This is a genomic window from Phaeovulum sp. (genome assembly GCF_041596715.1).
Taxonomy (GTDB): Bacteria; Pseudomonadota; Alphaproteobacteria; order Rhodobacterales; family Rhodobacteraceae; genus UBA6213.
The window spans coordinates 1-18,456 of the sequence record NZ_JBFHIA010000028.1; the positions used below are offsets into that span (position 1 = coordinate 1).

At 63.4% G+C, this 18,456-nt stretch carries 17 protein-coding genes; 15 read left to right on the plus strand and 2 right to left on the minus strand.

Annotated features, from left to right (window positions below):
• A partial coding sequence (locus tag ABY403_RS03395) for an MMPL family transporter (RefSeq protein WP_372838826.1) occupies positions 1 to 1,115 on the minus strand: 1,115 nt, incomplete at its 3' end.
• Between the two features lie 69 nt (positions 1,116 to 1,184).
• Between ABY403_RS03395 and ABY403_RS03400 the strand changes: the two genes are divergently transcribed.
• The 12 genes from ABY403_RS03400 to ABY403_RS03455 all read left to right on the plus strand — a co-directional run bounded on the left by ABY403_RS03400 (position 1,185) and on the right by ABY403_RS03455 (position 14,482).
• The gene (locus tag ABY403_RS03400) at positions 1,185 to 2,144 is read left to right on the plus strand and encodes a cation diffusion facilitator family transporter (RefSeq protein ID WP_372838828.1); all 960 of its coding nucleotides are present in this window, start codon (positions 1,185 to 1,187) and stop codon (positions 2,142 to 2,144) included.
• 196 nt (positions 2,145 to 2,340) lie between these two features.
• Entirely contained in the window at positions 2,341 to 3,957 is a 1,617-nt protein-coding gene (locus tag ABY403_RS03405; RefSeq protein ID WP_372838831.1) for a peptide ABC transporter substrate-binding protein, read from the plus strand.
• Between the two features lie 63 nt (positions 3,958 to 4,020).
• A complete protein-coding gene (oppB, locus tag ABY403_RS03410; protein ID WP_372838833.1) occupies positions 4,021 to 4,944 on the plus strand; it encodes an oligopeptide ABC transporter permease OppB in 924 nt (307 codons plus the stop codon).
• 3 nt (positions 4,945 to 4,947) lie between these two features.
• Positions 4,948 to 5,874: an ABC transporter permease subunit gene (locus tag ABY403_RS03415; RefSeq protein WP_372838836.1), complete on the plus strand. Its 927-nt coding sequence runs from the start codon at positions 4,948 to 4,950 to the stop codon at positions 5,872 to 5,874.
• Position 5,875: 1 nt separating this feature from the next.
• The gene (locus ABY403_RS03420) at positions 5,876 to 6,844 is read left to right on the plus strand and encodes an oligopeptide/dipeptide ABC transporter ATP-binding protein (protein WP_372838839.1); all 969 of its coding nucleotides are present in this window, start codon (positions 5,876 to 5,878) and stop codon (positions 6,842 to 6,844) included.
• Positions 6,841 to 7,833, plus strand: coding sequence for an oligopeptide/dipeptide ABC transporter ATP-binding protein (locus ABY403_RS03425; protein WP_372838842.1), 993 nt, complete (start codon positions 6,841 to 6,843; stop codon positions 7,831 to 7,833). Before ABY403_RS03420 ends, ABY403_RS03425 begins: the two co-directional genes overlap by 4 nt.
• Before the next feature lie 138 nt (positions 7,834 to 7,971).
• Entirely contained in the window at positions 7,972 to 9,012 is a 1,041-nt protein-coding gene (locus ABY403_RS03430) for a PotD/PotF family extracellular solute-binding protein (RefSeq protein ID WP_372838845.1), read from the plus strand.
• A 76-nt stretch (positions 9,013 to 9,088) separates the two neighbouring features.
• Positions 9,089 to 9,916, plus strand: coding sequence for an ABC transporter permease (locus ABY403_RS03435; RefSeq protein WP_372838848.1), 828 nt, complete (start codon positions 9,089 to 9,091; stop codon positions 9,914 to 9,916).
• Positions 9,916 to 10,704: an ABC transporter permease gene (locus ABY403_RS03440; RefSeq protein WP_372838851.1), complete on the plus strand. Its 789-nt coding sequence runs from the start codon at positions 9,916 to 9,918 to the stop codon at positions 10,702 to 10,704. Before ABY403_RS03435 ends, ABY403_RS03440 begins: the two co-directional genes overlap by 1 nt.
• 6 nt (positions 10,705 to 10,710) lie before the next feature.
• Positions 10,711 to 11,772: an ABC transporter ATP-binding protein gene (locus ABY403_RS03445; RefSeq protein ID WP_372838853.1), complete on the plus strand. Its 1,062-nt coding sequence runs from the start codon at positions 10,711 to 10,713 to the stop codon at positions 11,770 to 11,772.
• A complete protein-coding gene (locus tag ABY403_RS03450) occupies positions 11,769 to 13,100 on the plus strand; it encodes an amidohydrolase family protein (RefSeq protein ID WP_372838856.1) in 1,332 nt (443 codons plus the stop codon). The genes ABY403_RS03445 and ABY403_RS03450 overlap by 4 nt, the downstream gene beginning before the upstream one ends.
• Positions 13,097 to 14,482, plus strand: coding sequence for a dipeptidase (locus tag ABY403_RS03455; protein WP_372838859.1), 1,386 nt, complete (start codon positions 13,097 to 13,099; stop codon positions 14,480 to 14,482). The genes ABY403_RS03450 and ABY403_RS03455 overlap by 4 nt, the downstream gene beginning before the upstream one ends.
• Here the strand turns inward: ABY403_RS03455 and ABY403_RS03460 are convergent, their stop codons facing one another.
• The gene (locus ABY403_RS03460; protein ID WP_372838861.1) at positions 14,483 to 16,345 is read right to left on the minus strand and encodes an adenine deaminase; all 1,863 of its coding nucleotides are present in this window, start codon (positions 16,343 to 16,345) and stop codon (positions 14,483 to 14,485) included.
• A gap of 77 nt (positions 16,346 to 16,422) precedes the next feature.
• On the opposite strand from ABY403_RS03460, the gene ABY403_RS03465 reads away from it, so the two are divergent.
• From ABY403_RS03465 to dut, 3 genes are all read left to right on the plus strand, one after another.
• Complete coding sequence (locus ABY403_RS03465; protein ID WP_372838862.1) at positions 16,423 to 17,352, plus strand: nucleoside hydrolase; 930 nt, start codon at positions 16,423 to 16,425, stop codon at positions 17,350 to 17,352.
• Positions 17,349 to 18,050, plus strand: coding sequence for a phosphoribosyltransferase (locus ABY403_RS03470; protein WP_372838865.1), 702 nt, complete (start codon positions 17,349 to 17,351; stop codon positions 18,048 to 18,050). Before ABY403_RS03465 ends, ABY403_RS03470 begins: the two co-directional genes overlap by 4 nt.
• The coding region (dut, locus tag ABY403_RS03475) for a dUTP diphosphatase (RefSeq protein WP_372838867.1) at positions 18,047 to 18,456 on the plus strand (410 nt) is incomplete at its 3' end. The genes ABY403_RS03470 and dut, both read left to right, overlap by 4 nt.

Sequence of the window (18,456 nt, forward strand, 5' to 3'; positions counted from 1 at the left end):
AGTGACAGGTGCGAAAGCGCGGGGGCCTGCACCACCAGAAGGCTGAGAAAGGCGATTGCGGTGGTGAGCGACGTCATGAAGGCCGCAGGCAAGGTCTGTGCCTGCGCGCGCAGTGCCGCCAGCGGATCGTCAGGTTCCGTCTCGGTGCTGACAGAGGCATGGTAAAGATGCACACAGTCCGAAAATGACAGCACGATCAACACAGTCGGCACCACCGCCATGAACTGGTCGATTGCCATGCCGCTCCAGCCAAGGGCGCCGAAGAACCACAGCAGTCCCATAAGCGGCGGCACACCGCAAATGACCGTTGCGCGCCAAGATCCGAACAACCAGAAGGTAATGGCAAGGCAAACGATGATCGAGGCGGGGGTCAGCACCAGTTGGTCGCGCAGCAGCCCGTAGGAAATGGTGCGCTGCATCTCGTTCAGGCCCGCCGGGCGAATCGTCAACCCGGGCGGCGGCGCGGCAATCATCGGCGCGATCGCCTCGGCCAGCGCCGCGTTGTCTTGCCCGGCCTCGGGCATTACGACCACCAGCGTCGCGCCAAGGTCGGGCGAAAGGATCTGGGCGGCGGTGGTATTTTCGCCCCGCAGCGCCGTCAGGCGCGCGGTGGGTTCCAGTGCCTTTGCCTCCTCCGATTTCAGCCAGGGTCGCCCCGGTTCTGACTTCGAGGGGATCGAATGGATGCTGAGCGTCGCAGCTACGCCGGGTGTGAGGTTCAGATCAATCAGCAGATCTTCCAGCGACGTCAGCCGAGTAGCATCGGCCAGCGTACCGTTGTCGGCACCGACGACATAGACCTCGTCGTTCGAAAACGGTGCAAAGCGTCGCTCGACCTCGGCCCATTCGGCGTAGATCGGTGATTTGCCGCGCAGAAGCGTCGAGATATCGACCTCTGCGTGTAGTCGCTGGGTGCCTACAGCTGCAACGAGCGTGATCAGTGCCAGTATCACCAGCGCCAGACGGCGATGCGCTTGCCAGCCCGTCAGGAGCCGCGCAAGGTCGAATAGCCGCATCCTTGACACCTCGTTTTGCCCGACGGTCGCTGCGTCTTGCCGCACAACCTTGCCGCTCGGCAGGTAAAAGGAAATCGGCGGCAGGTTCAAGCGCCGCATCTAGTATCTTTACATGGCGCGCAATTAGGGCGCAGACCAAGCCGGGGGCGAAAACAGAAAGGCAGCGCCATGCCACATGACCACCACCACCCCGCGCTGGAAGCTGACCACGGGCACGCGCCTGCGCATGGGCATGGGCATGATCACGGGCTTGCTGCGGCGGCAGGGACGGGGCCTGCGTTCCGGCTCGCGGTGGCGTTGAACCTTGGTTATCTTCTGGCCGAGGCGCTTGCGGGGTTCATGACCGGCTCGCTCGCGCTTTTGGCAGATGCCGCGCATAATCTGACCGATGTCGCGGGGCTGTTGCTGGCTTGGGGGGCTGCCGTTCTAGCCCGGCGCGGCGCATCGGCGCAGTATACTTGGGGCTACGGGCGCGCCACATTTCTGGCCGCGCTTGGCAACGGCACTGCAATTCTTGTTGGTGCGGGGGTGGTGATCGGCGAAGCGTTGGGCCGGTTCGGCACGCCGCCCGAGGTGGCAGGGGGTACGGTGGCGCTGGTGGCTGCGGCGGGAATTGCCGTGAACGGCGGCACGGCCATGCTGTTCTTGCGCCACCGGGCCGAGTTGAATGCGCGCGGTGCCTTTTTGCACATGGCAGCTGATGCTGCGGTGTCGCTCGCGGTGGTGCTGGCGGCGGTGCTGATGCATCTGACCGGCGCGCGCTGGCTAGACCCGGCGGTGGCCATAGCCGTCAGCTTGCTGGTCGCGGTGGCATCGGCGCAGCTGCTGGCCGACGCGGCACGCGGGCTGATGGATAGGGTGCCCGCCGGTCTGGACGGTGCCGCGATTCGAGCGATGCTGGGCCGCTGGCCGGGGGTGGCGGGTGTGCACGATCTGCATTTGTGGCCAATTTCGACGAGTCGCGTGGCACTTAGCGCGCATCTGGTGATGCCCGCGGGGTATCCGGGCGATGCTGCCATGGCGGCGATCGCAGAGGCCATCGAGACGCAGTTCGGGGTGGCGCACGCGACCCTTCAGGTCGAAACCGGCACCGGGCCCGGCTGTGCAACGGGCAATGACTGCGGCTAGAAATCCGTCATAAACAACGCGCTATGTCGAAGGTTCGTGGCCGTGAAGAGCCACGCTTTTGCGATGACCTTTTGGCTAATGTTAGCGTAAAAATCTCTCATAGACCTCTTCCCCGCTCGCGCATAAAGTGCGCTCACTTTCCGCCAAGGGTGGAAGACAGCTTGCGGGGCAACGCCCCCGTCATCGGAGGACAGACATGAAGACGAAACTGCTTCTCTCAACAATTCTCGGGGTGGCGCTTGCGCTGCCCGCCTGGGCCGCGACGCACCCGGTAACGGGCGAAGAACTGGCCGCCAATCAGGACTACACCTACTGGTTGCTTGACGCGATCAAGTCGATGGACCCGCAGATCAACACCGACGTTGAAGGCTCGGGCGTGTTGCGCTCGCTGTTCGAAGGTCTCTTCAACGAAGATCAGGTGGGCGGTCTGGTGCCCGGCGTGGCGCTCGACTTCGACCTTTCGGACGACAAGACGGTATATACCTTCCATCTGCGCCCCGAGGCCAAGTGGTCCGATGGCAAGCCTGTCACCGCGCAGGATTTCGTCTATGCATGGAAGCGTCTGGCCGACCCGGAGTTTGCTTCGGAATACGCTTGGTACATGGAATTGATGCAGGTCGTGAACGCCTCGGCGATCATCGCGGGCGAAAAGCCGCTTGATGAGCTTGGCGTGAAGGCGCTTGACGACAACACGCTGGAAGTGACGATCGAAGCACCGCTGCCCTACTTCCCGCAGATGCTGACCCACGCCTCGACCTTCCCGGTTCGTCAGGACGTGGTCGAAGCCTGGGGGCCGAAGTGGACCGATCCTGAACATATGGTCGGCAACGGCGCCTTCATGCTCAAAGAGCATATCCTTGGCGAAAAGGTCGTGATGGAGCCGAACCCGGCCTATTGGGATGCTGACAACACGATCCTCGAGCATGTGACCGCGCTGACGATCAACGACCAGAACGCCGCTCTGACCCGGTATCTGGCCGGCGAACTCGACCGCGTGCAGATTCCCGCGGGCCAGTATCCGCGCCTTGCCGCCGAATACCCGAATGAGGCGATTTCGGTGCCGCAATCCTGCTCGTATATCTACATCTTCAACATGGATCCGGTAAAAGGCCCCGCCGCGCTGCAAGACGTGCGCGTGCGTCAAGCGCTTTCCTATGCCATTGATCGCGACGTGATCGTGAACAGTGTGCTGCAAGGCGGTCAGGCACCCAGCTACAACTGGACCCACGCAGCTACCGCCGGGTTTGAGATGCCCGATATCGAGTATTCGCACTGGACCCAAGCCGAACGCGATGCCAAGGCGCTGGAGTTGATTACCGAAGCGGGCTATGGCCCCGGCAAACCGCTGGCGCTGACGCTCAACTACAACACGTCGGAAGCGCACAAGAAAATCGCGATCGCCGTGCAGCAGTTCTGGAAGAAGATCGGCGTCGAACTTACGCTCAACAACATGGAGTGGAAGGTTCACACCGACAAAATGCAGAACCAGGACTTCGACTTGGGCCGCTACGCCTGGTGCGGTGACTACAACGAAGCCTCGACCTATCTCGACTTCTTCACCTCGTATTCGGGCCATAACAACGGCAAGTTCGTCAGCGAAGAATACGACCGGCTGATGAAGGAATCGAAGACCGCGGAAAACCCGAACCTGATGTATACGGCCGCCGAGCAGATCCTTGCGGATCAAATGCCGGTCGCGCCGATCTATCAGTACTCGCTGGTCGAGATGATCAAACCGGATATGCGTGGCATGTCGACCGAGAACCTGATGCAGAACTGGTATCTCAAAGATATGTATCGCGTCGCCCAATAACGCGGGCGTCAATCGGGGCGCACCTTCGCGGGTGCGCCCCACCCTCGTGTCCGGATACCTAACATGTTCGCATTCATCGCAAGGCGGCTGGCCATCGCTGTGCCAACGCTGCTGCTGCTTGTCATCTTTTCGTTCCTGCTGATGCACGCAGCCCCCGGTGGCCCCTTCACCTCGGAACGTGGCCTGCCCCCCGCAGTTCTGGCCAACCTAAACGCAAAATATGGGCTGGATCAGCCGATGTGGCGGCAGATGGTCAACTATGTCTGGGGCATCGTCGCGCATTTCGATTTCGGCCCGTCGTTCATCTACAAGGATCGCACGGTCAACGAGATCATCGCGCAGGGGTTCCCCGTCACACTGACCTATGGCGCAATTTCGTTTGCAGTGGCTGTCGTTGTCGGTGTCGGGCTCGGCGTTTCCGCGGCGATCTGGCACAACTCGTGGCTCGATTACCTCGCGGTCGGCATTTCGATCGGCGCGCAGGTGTTGCCGAACTTCGTGATGGCACCGATTCTGGTGCTGGTATTCACGCTCTGGCTTGGCTGGCTGCCCGGCGGCGGCTGGGAGGGCGGGCAGTGGCAATATGTCATCATGCCAGTTATCGCGCTTTCAACCTCGTTCATGGCCTCGATTGCGCGGATCACCCGAAGCTCGATGCTTGAGGTGCTGAACTCGAACCATATCCGCACCGCCAAGGCCAAGGGCCTGCCCATGCGCAAGGTCATTTTGCGCCATGCGTTGAAGCCTGCGATGCTGCCGGTGGTCTCGTACCTTGGCCCCGCATTCGTGACCATGATCACCGGCTCGGTGGTGGTGGACATGTACTTTTCTACTGGCGGCATCGGCAAAGCCTTTGTCGACAGCGCGCTCAACCGCGACTACGCGGTGATGATGGGGGTGACGATTCTGGTCGGCACGCTCACCGTTCTCTTCAACCTTCTGGTCGATGTGCTCTATGCGTGGATCGACCCAAAGATCCGGTATTGATCCATGGTCATCGACAGCACCCGAATGAAAAGCCTTGCCGACCGGCTGGCTGGTGACGAGGTCAAGGGCCGCTCGCTCTGGGCCGATGCGCGCAAGAGGTTCTTCAAGAACAAAGCGGCGGTGGGCGGGCTGATCGTGCTTTTGTTTGTGCTGGCCTTTGCAGCCTTTGGCGACCTGATCGCGCAGTACTCCAACGAAGAGCTCGACTTCTCGATCATGGGGCAGATCGCCGAAAAGGGCGGGCCCTCGCTGGCCAATGGCCATTACTTTGGCACTGACGACCTTGGGCGCGACCTGTTCGCGCGCACCGTGCAGGGCACCCAGATCAGCCTTGCGGTGGGCATCGTCGGCAGCGCCATCGCGGTGCTGGTGGGCACTTTCTACGGTGCCTTCGCAGGCTATGTGGGCGGGCGCACCGACAACATCATGATGCGCACGGTCGATATTCTGATGTCGATCCCCTACATGTTCGTGCTGATCCTGCTGCTGGTGGTGTTCGGGCGCTCGATCATCATGCTGTTCATGGGCATCGGGCTGATTTCGTGGCTCGACATGAGCCGGATCGTGCGCGGCCAGACGCTGAGCCTCAAGCACAAGGAGTTCATCGAGGCGGCAGAGGCCACCGGTGTTTCGCGCCTGACGATCATTCGCCGCCACATTGTGCCGAACCTGTTGGGGGTGGTGGCGGTCTATGCCACGCTTCTGGTGCCGCTGATGATCCTGACCGAAAGCTTCATCAGCTTTCTCGGGCTAGGCGTGCAGGAACCGCTGACCTCGTGGGGGGCGCTGATCTCGGAAGGTTCGGGCACCCTCAACTACGGCACGTTCTGGCAGCTTGCTTTCCCGCTTTTCTTCTTTGTCATCACGCTCTTCGCCTTTTTCTTCGTAGGTGACGGGCTGCGTGATGCGCTTGATCCGAAGGACCGCTGAGATGCCGCTACTTGAAGTACGGGGCCTCGGCGTCTCGTTTGCCACCAATGATGGCACCGTGAACGCGGTGAACGGCGTGAACCTTTCGCTCGAAAAGGGCGAAACGCTTGGTATCGTTGGCGAATCCGGCTCTGGGAAAAGCCAGCTTGCCTTTGCGATCATGGGCCTTCTGGCACCAAACGGCACCGCGCGCGGTTCCGTCAACTTTGCCGGGCAAGAGATTCTCAATGCTCCCCCCGCGGTCATCAACCCGATCCGGGCCAATAACATCGCGATGGTGTTTCAAGACCCGATGACCTCGCTCAACCCCTACATGCGGGTTTCCGACCAGATGGCCGAGGTGCTGGTGCACCACAAGGGGCTCTCTAAGCGCGCGGCAGTTGCTGAATCTGTGCGCATGTTGGATGCAGTGAAGATCCCCGATGCCAAGGGCCGTATTGCCCTTTATCCGCACGAGTTTTCTGGCGGGATGCGGCAGCGGGTGATGATCGCGATGTCGCTGCTGTGCCGCCCCGATCTGCTGATTGCTGATGAGCCGACGACCGCGCTTGATGTGACGGTGCAGGCGCAGATCATGCAGCTACTGGCCGAATTGCAGCGCGAGTTCGACATGGCGACGATTCTGATCACCCATGACCTTGGGGTGATCGCCGGTTTTTGCGAACGGGTGATCGTGCTTTACGGCGGGCGGGTGATGGAACAGGCCCCGGTGCATCCGCTGTTTGCCGAACCAAGTCACCCTTACACGCGCGGCCTTTTGCGCGCGATTCCGCGGGTGGACCATGAAGGCTCGGTGCTCGACAGCATCCCCGGCAGCCCGCCCAACATGACCCGAGACCAACAGGGCTGTCCCTTTGCGCCGCGCTGCGAATATGCCGGTGACGACTGCGAAGAGGCGCTTGCCCCACTTGCCGAGTTTGCGCCGGGCCGGTTCCGGGCCTGCAACCGCAGCCTGGAGGAAATCGCATGACCAACACCCCACTGCTTCGGGTCGAGGACCTGCATGTTTCGTTCAGCCTGCGCCGCGAGGGCGATTGGCCCTGGACCCCGATGCGCCATCTGCGCGCGGTCAACGGTGTGTCCTTCGATCTGGCCGAGGGCGAGGTGCTGGGCATCGTGGGCGAATCTGGCTGCGGCAAAAGTACGCTTGCGCGCGCGCTGATCCAGATGGTGCCGGCTACCGGGCGTGCCGTTTGGGAAGGCAAAACCGACCTTTTGTCGCTCAATCGCCGTGCAATGTTAAAATACCGCGCAAACATCCAGATGGTGTTTCAAGACCCGCTGGCAAGCCTAAACCCCCGCATGACGGTGGGCGAGATCATCGCCGAGCCGCTGCGGACGCATCACCCCGAAATCGGCAGCGCCGAAGTGAAGCTGCGTGTGAAAGAGATGATGGACCGGGTGGGGCTTCTGCCCAACCAGATCAACCGCTACCCGCACGAGTTTTCGGGCGGCCAGTGCCAGCGCATCGGCATCGCCCGCGCGTTGGTGGTGCGGCCCAAACTGGTCATCTGCGACGAGCCGGTTTCCGCGCTCGATGTCTCGATTCAGGCGCAAGTTATAAACCTTTTGATGGAGTTGCAGCGTGATCTGAAACTGACGCTGATCTTCATCGCGCATGATCTGAGCGTGGTGAAACACATCTCGAACCGGGTGATGGTTCTCTATCTCGGGCAGATGATGGAAATGGCGTCGGGGCGAGAGTTGTATGGCAATTCGCAGCACCCTTACACGCAGGCGTTGCTGTCGGCGGTGCCGATTCCAGACCCTGTGAGAGAGCGCGAAAAGGCGGTGATCCCGCTTACCGGCGACCTGCCGTCGCCGCTCAACCCGCCTTCGGGCTGCGTGTTCCGCACCCGATGCGCGCGCGCGCAAGATATTTGCGCCGAGCAGATTCCTGTGCCACAAGCGGGCGATCATTTGGTTGCCTGCCACTTTCCCGGCCCGGCGACGATCTGATCTGCGGTCAAGCGCAGGCTGTACCTCTGCATTGAATGCAATTGCAGAGGTGCGCGTGCGCCGTTAGCGTAACCAGTACCAGAACGGGAATACCCCGTCGCTAGAGACTGCCATCCTACTCCAACAAGAGGCCCTCCCATGTCCCTGTCCACATTCACGCGCCTGACCGGTGCAGCGGTGCTGACGCTTTCAGCCGCCGCCATGCCGCAACTTGCTTCTGCCAAGACCCTGACCATCTCGTGGTGGGGCTTCAATGGCGACAAGCTCAACGAGTACATCGTGCAGCCGTTTCAAGAGCTTTGCGGCTGCGAGCTGGTGTTCGAAACCGGCAACAACGCGGACCGGCTGAACAAGCTGCGCGCCCGCGATGGCAAAGGCGTCGATGTGATCTACCTGACCGACAGCTTCAGCCAGATCGGTATCGAAGAAGGGCTGTTTCAGGAAATCGACCGCACCAAGGTAACCAACATCGCCGGTCTGCACGAGATCGCACAGGCACCGCAGGGCAACTACGGCCCGGCCTATACGATTGGCCGCGTGGGTATCGTTTATGATTCGGCCAAGGTTTCGAGCCCGATCACCAGCTGGAACGATCTGTGGCGCGCCGATCTGGCCTCGTCGCTGTCGCTGCCGGGCATCACCACGACCGCAGGGCCGATGGTGGTCATGCTGGCGGGCGACAAGGCCGGCACTTCGGTCTTTGCAGACCCGGCCCCGGCATGGGCTGAAGTTGCGGCGCTCAAGCCCAATGTGGTCAAGAACTACAATACCGGCTCGGAAATGATCAACCTGTTCTCGACCGGTGAAATCACCGTGTCGCTGGCGCAGGACTTCAGCCTTGGCCAGTTGCAGGCAGCGGTGCCGAGCGTGGTCTGGGCCGATCTGAGCGATGGCGACTTTGCCACGCTCAACACGGTCAACATCCCCAAAGGGGCCGAGAACGTCGAATTGGCCGAACAGTTCATCAACTTCATTCTCGATCCGGCGCTGCAAACCATCGTCGCCGAGAACGGCGTTGATGCCCCGAGCGCCAAGTCGGTGGTGTTGAGCCCCGAGGCCGCTGCCAAGTGGACCTATGGCGATGAGATGATCAACGGCCTCAAGCGGATCGACTATGCCGCGATGAACGCCGCCAAGACGGGTTGGATTGACCGCTGGAACGAAGTTTTCGGCATGTGATGACCAAAGCGCAGGGCGGCGTAGGCCGCTCTGCCACCCCCTGCCGCGTGCCGGGGAAAAAGAAAGGCACGGTCTGATGTTGAAGCGCTTCGCTGGCTGGCTGATGAGCACCCCGGCCACGCTTTTGGTGCTGTTGCTGCTGTTGGTGCCCGTGGCCGCCACCATCGCAGCCACCTTTGGCGACACGCGCGGCCCGTTTGCGCCCTATGCCGATTTCTTCGGCAGCCCGTTTCGGCGTGCGGTGCTGTGGCGCACCATAGAGATTGCCTCGATCACCACCGTGATCGCGCTTTTCGTGGGGTTTCTGACCGCCTTCGTGGTGTCACGTGCACCGGGGCGGCTAAAAAGCATCCTGATCATCGCCGCGGTGTTTCCGCTTTTGACCGGGGTGGTGGTGCGCAGCTTTGCCTGGCTGATCATTCTGGGCAAGAACGGCATTCTGAACAATTTTCTGATCTGGCTTGGTGTCACCGACGAGCCCTTCGCGATGCTTTACACCGAAGGTTCGGTGATTGTGGCGATGGTCTATTTGTTCGTGCCGCTGATGATCCTTACGCTGGTCGGTGTGCTGGAAGGCATCCCGGATGATCTGTTGCAGGCCGCCTCTTCGCTTGGCGCAACACCTGCCGCGACCTTTCGGCAGGTGGTGTTTCCGCTGGCCGTGCCGGGGCTGATCGTGGGCGCTGTGCTGGTTTTCACCGGCTCGTTCACCTCTTACGCGACACCGCAACTGCTGGGCGGCGAGCGGCAGATGGTGATGGGCACGCTGCTGTATCAGCGCGCCATGGTGGCTTTTGACTGGCAAGGTGCCTCGGCGGTGGCTGCGATCATGGTGGTGGTCACAGTCTCGGTGGTGCTTGGCATGACGCGCATCGCCCGGCGCCTGAACCCGATGAGCAGCTGATGAAACAACCTCTTCACCCCGCACTGATCGCCTTTTCTGTGGTGGTCTTTTTCTTTCTCGTAGCGCCCTTGGTGATCATCCTTGGCGCTGCGGTGTCGGACACGACCTTTCTGACCTTTCCGCCGCAGGGCTTTTCAACCCGCTGGTTCGTCAAGATCTTCGAGATGTCGGCGTTTCGGCGCACCATCGTGACCAGCCTCGAGATTGCCTTTCTGGCAACCGGGCTTGCGCTGCTGTTCGGCCTGCCTGCGGCCTATGCGCTGAACCGCTACCGCGTGCAGTTGCCAAGCTGGTTATCGACCATGTACGTGCTGCCGATCCTTGTGCCCGAAATCGTGCTGGGCTTTTCGCTGCTGAAAACGGTGGCGGTGGGGGCCGATATGCCAGTGTTCGCCACGCTTGTGGCGGGGCACACGCTGATCGTGCTGCCCTATGCGGTGCGGGTGATCTCGGCCAGCCTTTCGTCCTTCGACTTCTCGATGGAAGAGGCCGCGATCTCGCTTGGCAGTCCGCCGCTCAAGACCTTTTTCACCGTGGTGCTGCCCAATGTCCGTTCGGCGGTGATTGCCGCGTTCATTTTGGCTTTCATCACTTCGATCAACGACGTGTCAGTGTCGCTGTTCCTGACTGGCCCCGGCGTCTCTACCCTGCCGATCCAGATTCTCGCCCATGTCGAGCAGTTTTTCGACCCTGTGATCGCCTCTGTCTCGGTGCTGCTGATGGTGCTGACTGTGGGCGTGATGGCGGTGGTTGAATTGACGCTCGGCCTGACCTTTCTTGCGAAATGAGATGACATGACCCAACCGCTTACAATCGACCGCCTTTCGGCACATTACGGCAAGGTGCAGGTGCTCGAGGATTTCTCGCTGAAGATCGCCGCGGGCGAGCTGGTCTCGCTGCTTGGCGCATCGGGCTGCGGTAAAACTACGACGCTGCGGCTGATCGCGGGGTTTCTGGAGCCGACCGGCGGCACGATCCGGCTGGGCGAGCAAGACCTGACGCGGCTGCCTGCGCATCGGCGCAACATCGGGCTGGTGTTTCAGAACTACGCGCTTTTTCCGCATTTGACGGTGGCCGAAAACGTGGGCTTCGGGCTCAAGCAACGCGGCGTGGCATTGCCCGAACGCGAGGCGCGGGTGACCGAGATGTTGGGGCGTGTCGAATTGACGGACCTCGGCGACCGTTTGCCTGCTGCGCTGTCTGGCGGGCAGCGCCAGCGCGTTGCGCTGGCACGTGCGTTGGTGATCGAGCCGCCGCTGCTCATGTTCGACGAGCCGCTTTCCAACCTTGATGCCAAGCTGCGCGTCGGTATGCGCGCGGAAATCCGCCAGATGCAGCGCGCCAATGGCACGACCTCTGTGTTCGTTACCCATGATCAGGAAGAGGCGTTTTCCATCTCGGACCGCGTGGCGATCATGCAGGCGGGGCGGATCATGCAATTCGATACGCCCGAGACGCTTTACAGCCGCCCCGCCAACGCCTTCGTGGCGCGCTTTGTCGGGTTTGAAAACCTGATCGAGATGCGGGTGGTGGCGCGGAAGGGCGATCTGGTCGAGGCAGAGGCCGCGGGTGGGGCGCTTTTGACGCTGTCGCAGGCCGACTTCGGTGCAATTCCAGATGCGTTCGTGCTGGGCGCGCGCCCGGAAGGGTTGGTGGTGGCTGGCCCCGATGCGCCGGGTATTCCCGCCACGCTGGGGCTGCGCAGCTATCTGGGCCGTGCCTATCAATACCTGTGCGATAGCCCCGCCGGGCCGTTGACCGCGCAAGGGCCGTTGGGGGCCGCGCAAGAGGCGGGCAGTGCGGCGCGGCTGCAACCCGTAGCCGCGCAGTGCTGCATTCTCGCGCCCGAGGCATGACGACACTTATCCACAACGCGACGCTGCTGCCTTGCACCGCCGCGATGGAGGTTCTGCCCGACGGTTGGGTGCAGATCGAAGGCGCGCGCATTGTCGCGCTTGGCGTGGGCGCGCCACCCGATTTGCCGGGGGCCAAGCGGATTGACGCGGGCGGCGATGTGGTGATGCCGGGCATGGTCAACACCCATTGCCACTTGGCGATGTCGTTGTTTCGCGGGCTTGGCGAAGATGTCGATGACCGGCTTGTGCGCTATATCCTGCCGCTGGAACGCCACTTTGTAACGCCGCAAATGGTGGCCGCAGGCACCGCGCTTGCTGCTTATGAGAGCATCGAAGCAGGTGTGACCACCGTTGCCGACATGTATTACCACGAGGTCGAGGTGGGCCGCGTGCTTGATAGCGCGGGTTTGCGCGGCGTGGTCGGCCAGACGATTGCCGATTTTGCGCCCCCCGATCATGCGACCATCGACGAGGGTTTCGCGCTGGTCGAGCGATTGGTCGAGGCTTTCGCGGGCCATGCGCGCGTGACCCCTTCGATTGCGCCACACGCGCCTTATTCGACCGATATTCCGGTGCTGGCGCGCGTTGCCCGCTACGCCGAGGCGCATCCGGGCGTGCCGGTGCAGATGCATTTGGCCGAGATGGATAGCGAAATGGACTGGGCGCAGCGCACACATGGTTGCCGCCCAGTCGAAGTGGTGGCGCGCGCGGGGTTGCTGCGCCGCGGGCTGATTGCGGCGCATTGTTTGCACGTGAACGCCGATGAGGCCGCGCAAATGGCTGCGGCCGGGGTGGGCGTTGCCCATAACGCGCGCTCTAACGGCAAGGCCGGGCGCGGTATCGCGCCCGTCGAAGCGATGCGCACGGCGGGGATGGCGGTGGGCATTGCCACCGATGGCGCGATGAGCGGCAACACGCTGGATCTTTTCGCGCAATTCGCCCCGGTGGCGATGTTTCAAAAGCTGCTGGGTCATTCGCGCGCACGGATGCCTGCGCTAGAGGTGATCCGCATGGCCACGATCGAGGGTGCCCGGGTGCTGGGGCTCGAGGGACAGATCGGCTCGATCGAACCGGGAAAGCAGGCCGACCTGATCCGCGTCAGCCTTTCTGCAACGCGCCAGCAGCCGGTCTATGATGTCTACTCAGCGCTGGTTTTCGCCACCGTGGCCGAGGATGTGCGCGATGTGATGGTGGCGGGGCGCTGGCTGATGCGCGCGCGCGCGGTGCAGACGCTTGATCGCAAGAAACTGATGCGCGATGCGCTACAACTGGCCACGGCTTTTAAGGCCGAAATGCATTTGATTGATACGGGAAAGAAAAATTCATGACCGACGTGCTAGAAAAGGTATTGGCCGCGGCCACGGCGGGGCTGGATGACAGCGTCGCGCGGCTGTCCGATCTGATCCGCATCCCTTCGGTTTCCACCGACCCCGCATATGCCGCAGATTGCCGCAAGGCCGCTGATTGGCTGGCGGCGGAACTGGTGTCTTTGGGGTTTGATGCCTCGGTGCGCACCACGGCGCGCCATCCGATGGTGGTGGCCCATGACACCGCAGGGCAGGGCCCGCATGTGCTGTTTTACGGCCATTACGATGTGCAGCCCGCCGACCCTTTGGAGCTTTGGACGACGCCGCCCTTTGAACCAACGCTGATCGCGCGCCCCGATGGCGACACGTGGATCGCCGCGCGCGGTGCCTCGGATGACAAGGGGCAGCTTCTGACCTTTGTCGAGGCGTGCCGCGCGTGGAAAGCCGTCACCGGCAGCCTGCCGATCCGCGTATCCATGCTGTTCGAGGGCGAAGAGGAAATCTCGTCACCTTCGCTTGCACCGTTTCTGGCCGAGACGGCCGAGGAATTGCGCGCCGATGTGGTGCTGGTCTGCGATACCGACATGTGGGACCGCGACACACCCGCGATCACTACGATGATGCGCGGGCTGGTGGGCGAGGAAATCGAGATCACCGCCGCCAACCGCGATCTTCATTCGGGCATTTTCGGCAATGCCGCGCGCAATGCGCTGCAAGTGATGGCCGATGTGCTTTCCAGCCTGCGCACGCCAGATGGTGCGGTGGCGCTGGCGGGCTTTTATAATGGTGTGCGCGAACTGCCACCCGAAATCGCGGCGCAATGGGCGCGTCTGCCCTTTGATGCCGAGGGGTTTCTGGGCGATGTGGGTTTGCGCATTCCCGCAGGCGAGGCCGGGCGCACAGTGCTTGAACAATGCTGGGCGCGCCCGTCGTTCGAGGTGCACGGGGTCTGGGGCGGATTTATGGGCGAGGGGTTCAAGACCGTGATCCCGGCCAAGGCCCATGCCAAGGTTTCCTTCCGCCTCGTCGCGGGCCAAGACCCCGAGGCGGTGCGCGCGGCCTTTCGTGCGCATGTGCGCGCGCATCTGCCCGCCGATTGCGAGGTCAGCTTTACCCCACACGGCGGCAGCCCGGCCACGGTGATGCCGCCTGATGGGGTGTTGCTGCGCAAGGCGCTGGGGGCACTGACCGCCGAATGGGGGCGCGAGGCGGCAGTGGCGGGCACTGGCGGCTCTATCCCCATTCTCAACGCCTTCCGCGACCGGTTGGGGATGGATGCGCTGCTGATTGGCTTTGGCCGCTTTGACAACCGCGTCCATGCGCCGAACGAGAAATACGATCTGAGCTCGTTCCACCACGGTATCCGCAGCTGGGTGCGCATACTGGCGGCGTTTGCCGAGTAATTACCACACCACCTTGTGGCTTTCACCCGTCTGCACGTTCACCAACCCCTCCGGGATCGCCTCGGTGGGGGCGACCAGCACCCATGCCCAAGGGGCGCAGGTCAGCGTGGCGAATTGCAACCGATGCGGAAAGCCGGGGAACCAGCGCGGGCTGAAGCTGGGCTCGTAAAGCCAGTCGATCCCGGCGGCGGCGGCCTCTAGCGCGTGATAGCCCTCGGCGACCGCTTCTGCGGGCCGCGCGCTCATCAGCCCGCCCACCTCATAGGCAAGATCCGCAAGTATCTTTCCGCCCGAGGCCAGCGCCCAGCCCCCCTGCATCTCGCGGATGCGGTTCACCGCCAGCGCCATCGCGGCGTCTGACGAGCCCACCACCCAGATGTTGTGCTGATCATGCGCGACCGAGCAGGCCAGTGCGGTATCGTCGGTTGCAGGCCCGCAGCCGCGCCAGAACATGCGCGAAACGCCGCCCTTGCCGGAATAGCGGTCAACGACCGCGAACTTGGTGATAGCGCGCGCCGCGTCGCGCTGCACCGCACCCTCTGCCACCGGCAATTCCTCGGTCAGAAAATCCGCGGTCCAGTGAAACGGGCGCAGCACGGCGGCCTGCATGGTGGCGCGCCCCGGTTCGGCGGCAATGGCGAAATCGGCGGCAACAAGCGGGCGGGGCAGATTGACGGTGCGCGTCGCCCATTCGGGCCAATCGATGCGCGGCAGCGGGCCCACGTAGCGCGTGCCCTCGCTGACCTGTTGCCCGTCGGCCCAGACCTCGGCGATCTCGACCTTCGCCACATCGGACAAAAGCACGATATCGGCATAGCGGCCTGCCGCAATGCTGCCCACCCAAGGGGTCAGGCGCATGTGCCGCGCGGGGTTCAGCGTCACGCATTGGATGGCTATTTCGGGTGCAAGGCCGCTGGCAATCGCCAGCCGCACATTGTGGTCGGTGGCACCCATCGCAAGCGTGTCCTGCGCCGGGCGGTCATCGGTGGCAAAGGCGACTTGGCTCCAATCGGCAAGGCCGCGCGCCAGAAGCCCGCCGATGATCTCGGGCATGGAATGGGGGCGGATCTGCAAGAAGATGCCGTGGGTCAGCTTGTCCCAAGCCTCTTCAGGCGTCCACGCCTCATGGTCCGAGGCAAGCCCTGCGGCGGCGAATGCGTTGATCGCCGGCAGATCGCGCAGGCCAGAGCCGTGCCCCTCGACCACGCCGCGCCCGGCGAATGTAGCCTCGATCATGCCCCAGAGCCGCGCGTGCGAGGGGTTTTCGGGCCGCGTCAGCGCGGGCCAATCCATCACCTCATCCAGCCCCGCCACCATCGGGTTGGCCATGAAGGCGGCTTGCTCGGCGCCGCCAAAATAGCCGCCGCCGCCCTCGTAAGCCGTGGGCGGCACGGCGGAACCGGGCAGCGGAAAGATCTTGGCCGGGCTGCCCGCGCGCCGTGCGGTCAGCCAAAACTCTAGGTTTTTCGCGCCGTTGACGTTGGAAAACTCGTGGCTGGCCTCGCAAGTCCAGGTGCAACCGCGCGGCAGCACCAGTGCGGCCTCATATTCCGGCGTCAGATGCGCGCTTTCGATGTGCTTGTGCACCTCGCCAAAGCCGGGCACGGCGGCAAGGCCGGGGCGTTCGACCACTTCGGCGGCGGTGCCGGGGTAGCTGCCACGCGGGCCGACATAGGCGATGCGGCGGCCACGGATGACGATTTCAGCATCATCAAGCCAGCTGCGGCTGGCGACATCAAGCAGCCGACCCACGCGCAGAATCCGGTCAGCCGCCCTTCGGCCAAGCGCCACTTGCACAAGGTCTTGGCGTAGCGCCACTTCATCGGCGGCATCGAACAAAAGATCGTCGGGCAGATTGGGCATTGGAACTCCTCGCACCGCTCTCTTGTGGATGCGCGCCGTTTCACTATGAAAGAGGGGGGCGATGCAAGGGGGCCAAGATGACAAAAATCCGCGCGGTGATCGACACCGATCCGGGTATAGACGATGCCGTAGCCATTCTTTACGCGCTTTCGTCGCCTGCGTTCGAGGTGCTGGGCCTGACCACGGTGGCGGGAAATATCGGCATTGCGACGACCACGCGCAACGCGGGCGGGCTGCTTGCGCTGATGGGGCGGGCGGATGTGCCGGTGGTGGCGGGGGCCGCAGCACCGCTGGCGCGCAAGGGCTATGACGCGTCCGATATCCACGGCAATGACGGGTTGGGCGGGGTATCGCTGCCAGCGCCCTTGGTGTCCGCATCGCAAGGCGCTGTCGAATGGCTGGCGGCGCTTTTGCGGCGTGAGCCTGCGGGTAGCGTCGATGTGCTGGCGCTTGGGCCGATGACGAACATCGCGCGGCTGGTGCGCGAACACCCCGACGCGGCTGCGCGCATTGGTCGCCTGATCGCCATGGGTGGGGTGATTCATGAGGCGGGCAACGTTGGGCCACGCGCCGAGTTCAACATCGCCGCCGACCCCGAGGCGGCCGAGATCGTGCTGCGTGCGGGCCTGCCGATGTGGCTGATACCGCTTGATGCAACGCGCCAAGTGCGGGCCGATGCGCCCTATCTGGCCGCTCTGCATGCAACCGGGCGGCCTGCGGGCATAGCCACGGCAGAACTGGTTCAGGCCTATTTCGAAAGCACGACCGTCGCCGGGGCCTTGGCCTCCAGCCGTCCGTTGCATGACCCTTGCGTGATGCTGCTGGCCGAAAACCCTGCGCTGTTTGGTTGCGAGCCGATGGGGCTTTCGGTCGATCTGTCTGCGGGGCGCGAGGCGGGCACGCTTTCGCCCGATGGTGCGGCACCGCCCGTGCAGGTGGCGTTGCGGGTTGATGGCGCGGGCGCGCTGGCGCTTTTGGCCGCGCATCTGGGTCGTGCTGCGCAATGATCGAGCATCCGCACGGCTTTTGGCAAGATTTGTACCCGCCCGGCACGATCCAGCCCGAGGCGGGGGGCTGGGGCAAGGTTTACCCCGGCACGCTGCCTGATGGGCGTCAGGTTGCGCTGCCGGTGCGGGTGTTGCCGGGGGACGGGCAGGCGGCAGTGGCTTCGTTGATCGTCAATCAGGCGAGTTTTGTGGTTGAAGAGGCGCTAGTGGCCGCGATGGCCGATGCTGCGCGCCCTTTTGCGCCCGAGGTCGTGGTGGGCGTGCCAACGCTTGGGCTATCGCTTGCGGCGGGTGTGGCGCGCGCGCTGGGGCATGCGCGAATGGTGGCCTTGGGCACCTCGCGCAAGTTCTGGTATGACGAGGCGCTGAGCGAGCCGATGAACTCGATCACCAGCCCCGAGCAGATGAAGCGTGTCTATCTTGACCCGCGCATGTTGCCGCTGTTCGAAGGGCGCCGCGTGGCGCTGGTCGATGATGTGGCAAGTTCGGGGCGCACGCTTGGCGCGGTGCTGCGGCTTTTGGCGCGCGCCGGGATCACGCCGCAAGTTGCGGCCTTTGCGATGCTGCAAGGCGAGGGGTGGCGCGCAACGCTGGCGGCGTCGCCCTTTCCGACGCTGCGCGTGGTGGGGGCGATGGCAACACCTCGGCTGGCGCGTGGGCCAGATGGGCGATGGCGCGCGATGGAGGGCGGGCAATGACGACGATCAGGGTTCTGCGCGAGGCTTGGGCTGATGCGGCGGTGCCGCTGCCCGCCTATGAAACCGCGGGCGCGGCAGGGGCTGACCTGCGCGCCAACCTGCCGCCCGAGGCGCGCGCGCAAGGGCTGCGGCTGGCACCGATGCAGCGGGTGCTGGTGCCCACCGGGCTGCGGGTCGAGATCCCGCCAGGGTTCGAGGTGCAACTGCGCCCGCGTTCCGGCCTTGCGCTGAAGCATGGGCTTACGCTGGCCAACAGCCCCGGCACCATCGACAGCGACTATCGCGGGCCGCTTGGCGTGATCGTGGTCAACCTCGGGGCAGAGGCTTTCGTGATCGGCCACGGCGAGCGGATCGCGCAGATGGTGGTGGCACCGGTGCTACAGGTCGAGTTCGATCTGGTTGCGGA

Excerpts from the sequence above, each read along its gene's own strand:
- ABY403_RS03440 (WP_372838851.1), top strand. The coding sequence starts at position 9,916 with ATGAAACAACCTCTTCACCCCGCACTGATCGCCTTTTCTGTGGTGGTC.
- ABY403_RS03465 (WP_372838862.1), top strand. The coding sequence starts at position 16,423 with ATGACAAAAATCCGCGCGGTGATCGACACCGATCCGGGTATAGACGAT.
- oppB (WP_372838833.1), top strand. The coding sequence starts at position 4,021 with ATGTTCGCATTCATCGCAAGGCGGCTGGCCATCGCTGTGCCAACGCTG.
- ABY403_RS03435 (WP_372838848.1), top strand. The coding sequence starts at position 9,089 with ATGTTGAAGCGCTTCGCTGGCTGGCTGATGAGCACCCCGGCCACGCTT.
- ABY403_RS03420 (WP_372838839.1), top strand. The coding sequence starts at position 5,876 with ATGCCGCTACTTGAAGTACGGGGCCTCGGCGTCTCGTTTGCCACCAAT.
- ABY403_RS03455 (WP_372838859.1), top strand. The coding sequence starts at position 13,097 with ATGACCGACGTGCTAGAAAAGGTATTGGCCGCGGCCACGGCGGGGCTG.
- ABY403_RS03425 (WP_372838842.1), top strand. The coding sequence starts at position 6,841 with ATGACCAACACCCCACTGCTTCGGGTCGAGGACCTGCATGTTTCGTTC.
- ABY403_RS03450 (WP_372838856.1), top strand. The coding sequence starts at position 11,769 with ATGACGACACTTATCCACAACGCGACGCTGCTGCCTTGCACCGCCGCG.
- ABY403_RS03470 (WP_372838865.1), top strand. The coding sequence starts at position 17,349 with ATGATCGAGCATCCGCACGGCTTTTGGCAAGATTTGTACCCGCCCGGC.
- ABY403_RS03430 (WP_372838845.1), top strand. The coding sequence starts at position 7,972 with ATGTCCCTGTCCACATTCACGCGCCTGACCGGTGCAGCGGTGCTGACG.
- ABY403_RS03405 (WP_372838831.1), top strand. The coding sequence starts at position 2,341 with ATGAAGACGAAACTGCTTCTCTCAACAATTCTCGGGGTGGCGCTTGCG.
- ABY403_RS03415 (WP_372838836.1), top strand. The coding sequence starts at position 4,948 with ATGGTCATCGACAGCACCCGAATGAAAAGCCTTGCCGACCGGCTGGCT.
- ABY403_RS03400 (WP_372838828.1), top strand. The coding sequence starts at position 1,185 with ATGCCACATGACCACCACCACCCCGCGCTGGAAGCTGACCACGGGCAC.
- ABY403_RS03460 (WP_372838861.1), bottom strand. The coding sequence starts at position 16,345 with ATGCCCAATCTGCCCGACGATCTTTTGTTCGATGCCGCCGATGAAGTG.
- ABY403_RS03445 (WP_372838853.1), top strand. The coding sequence starts at position 10,711 with ATGACCCAACCGCTTACAATCGACCGCCTTTCGGCACATTACGGCAAG.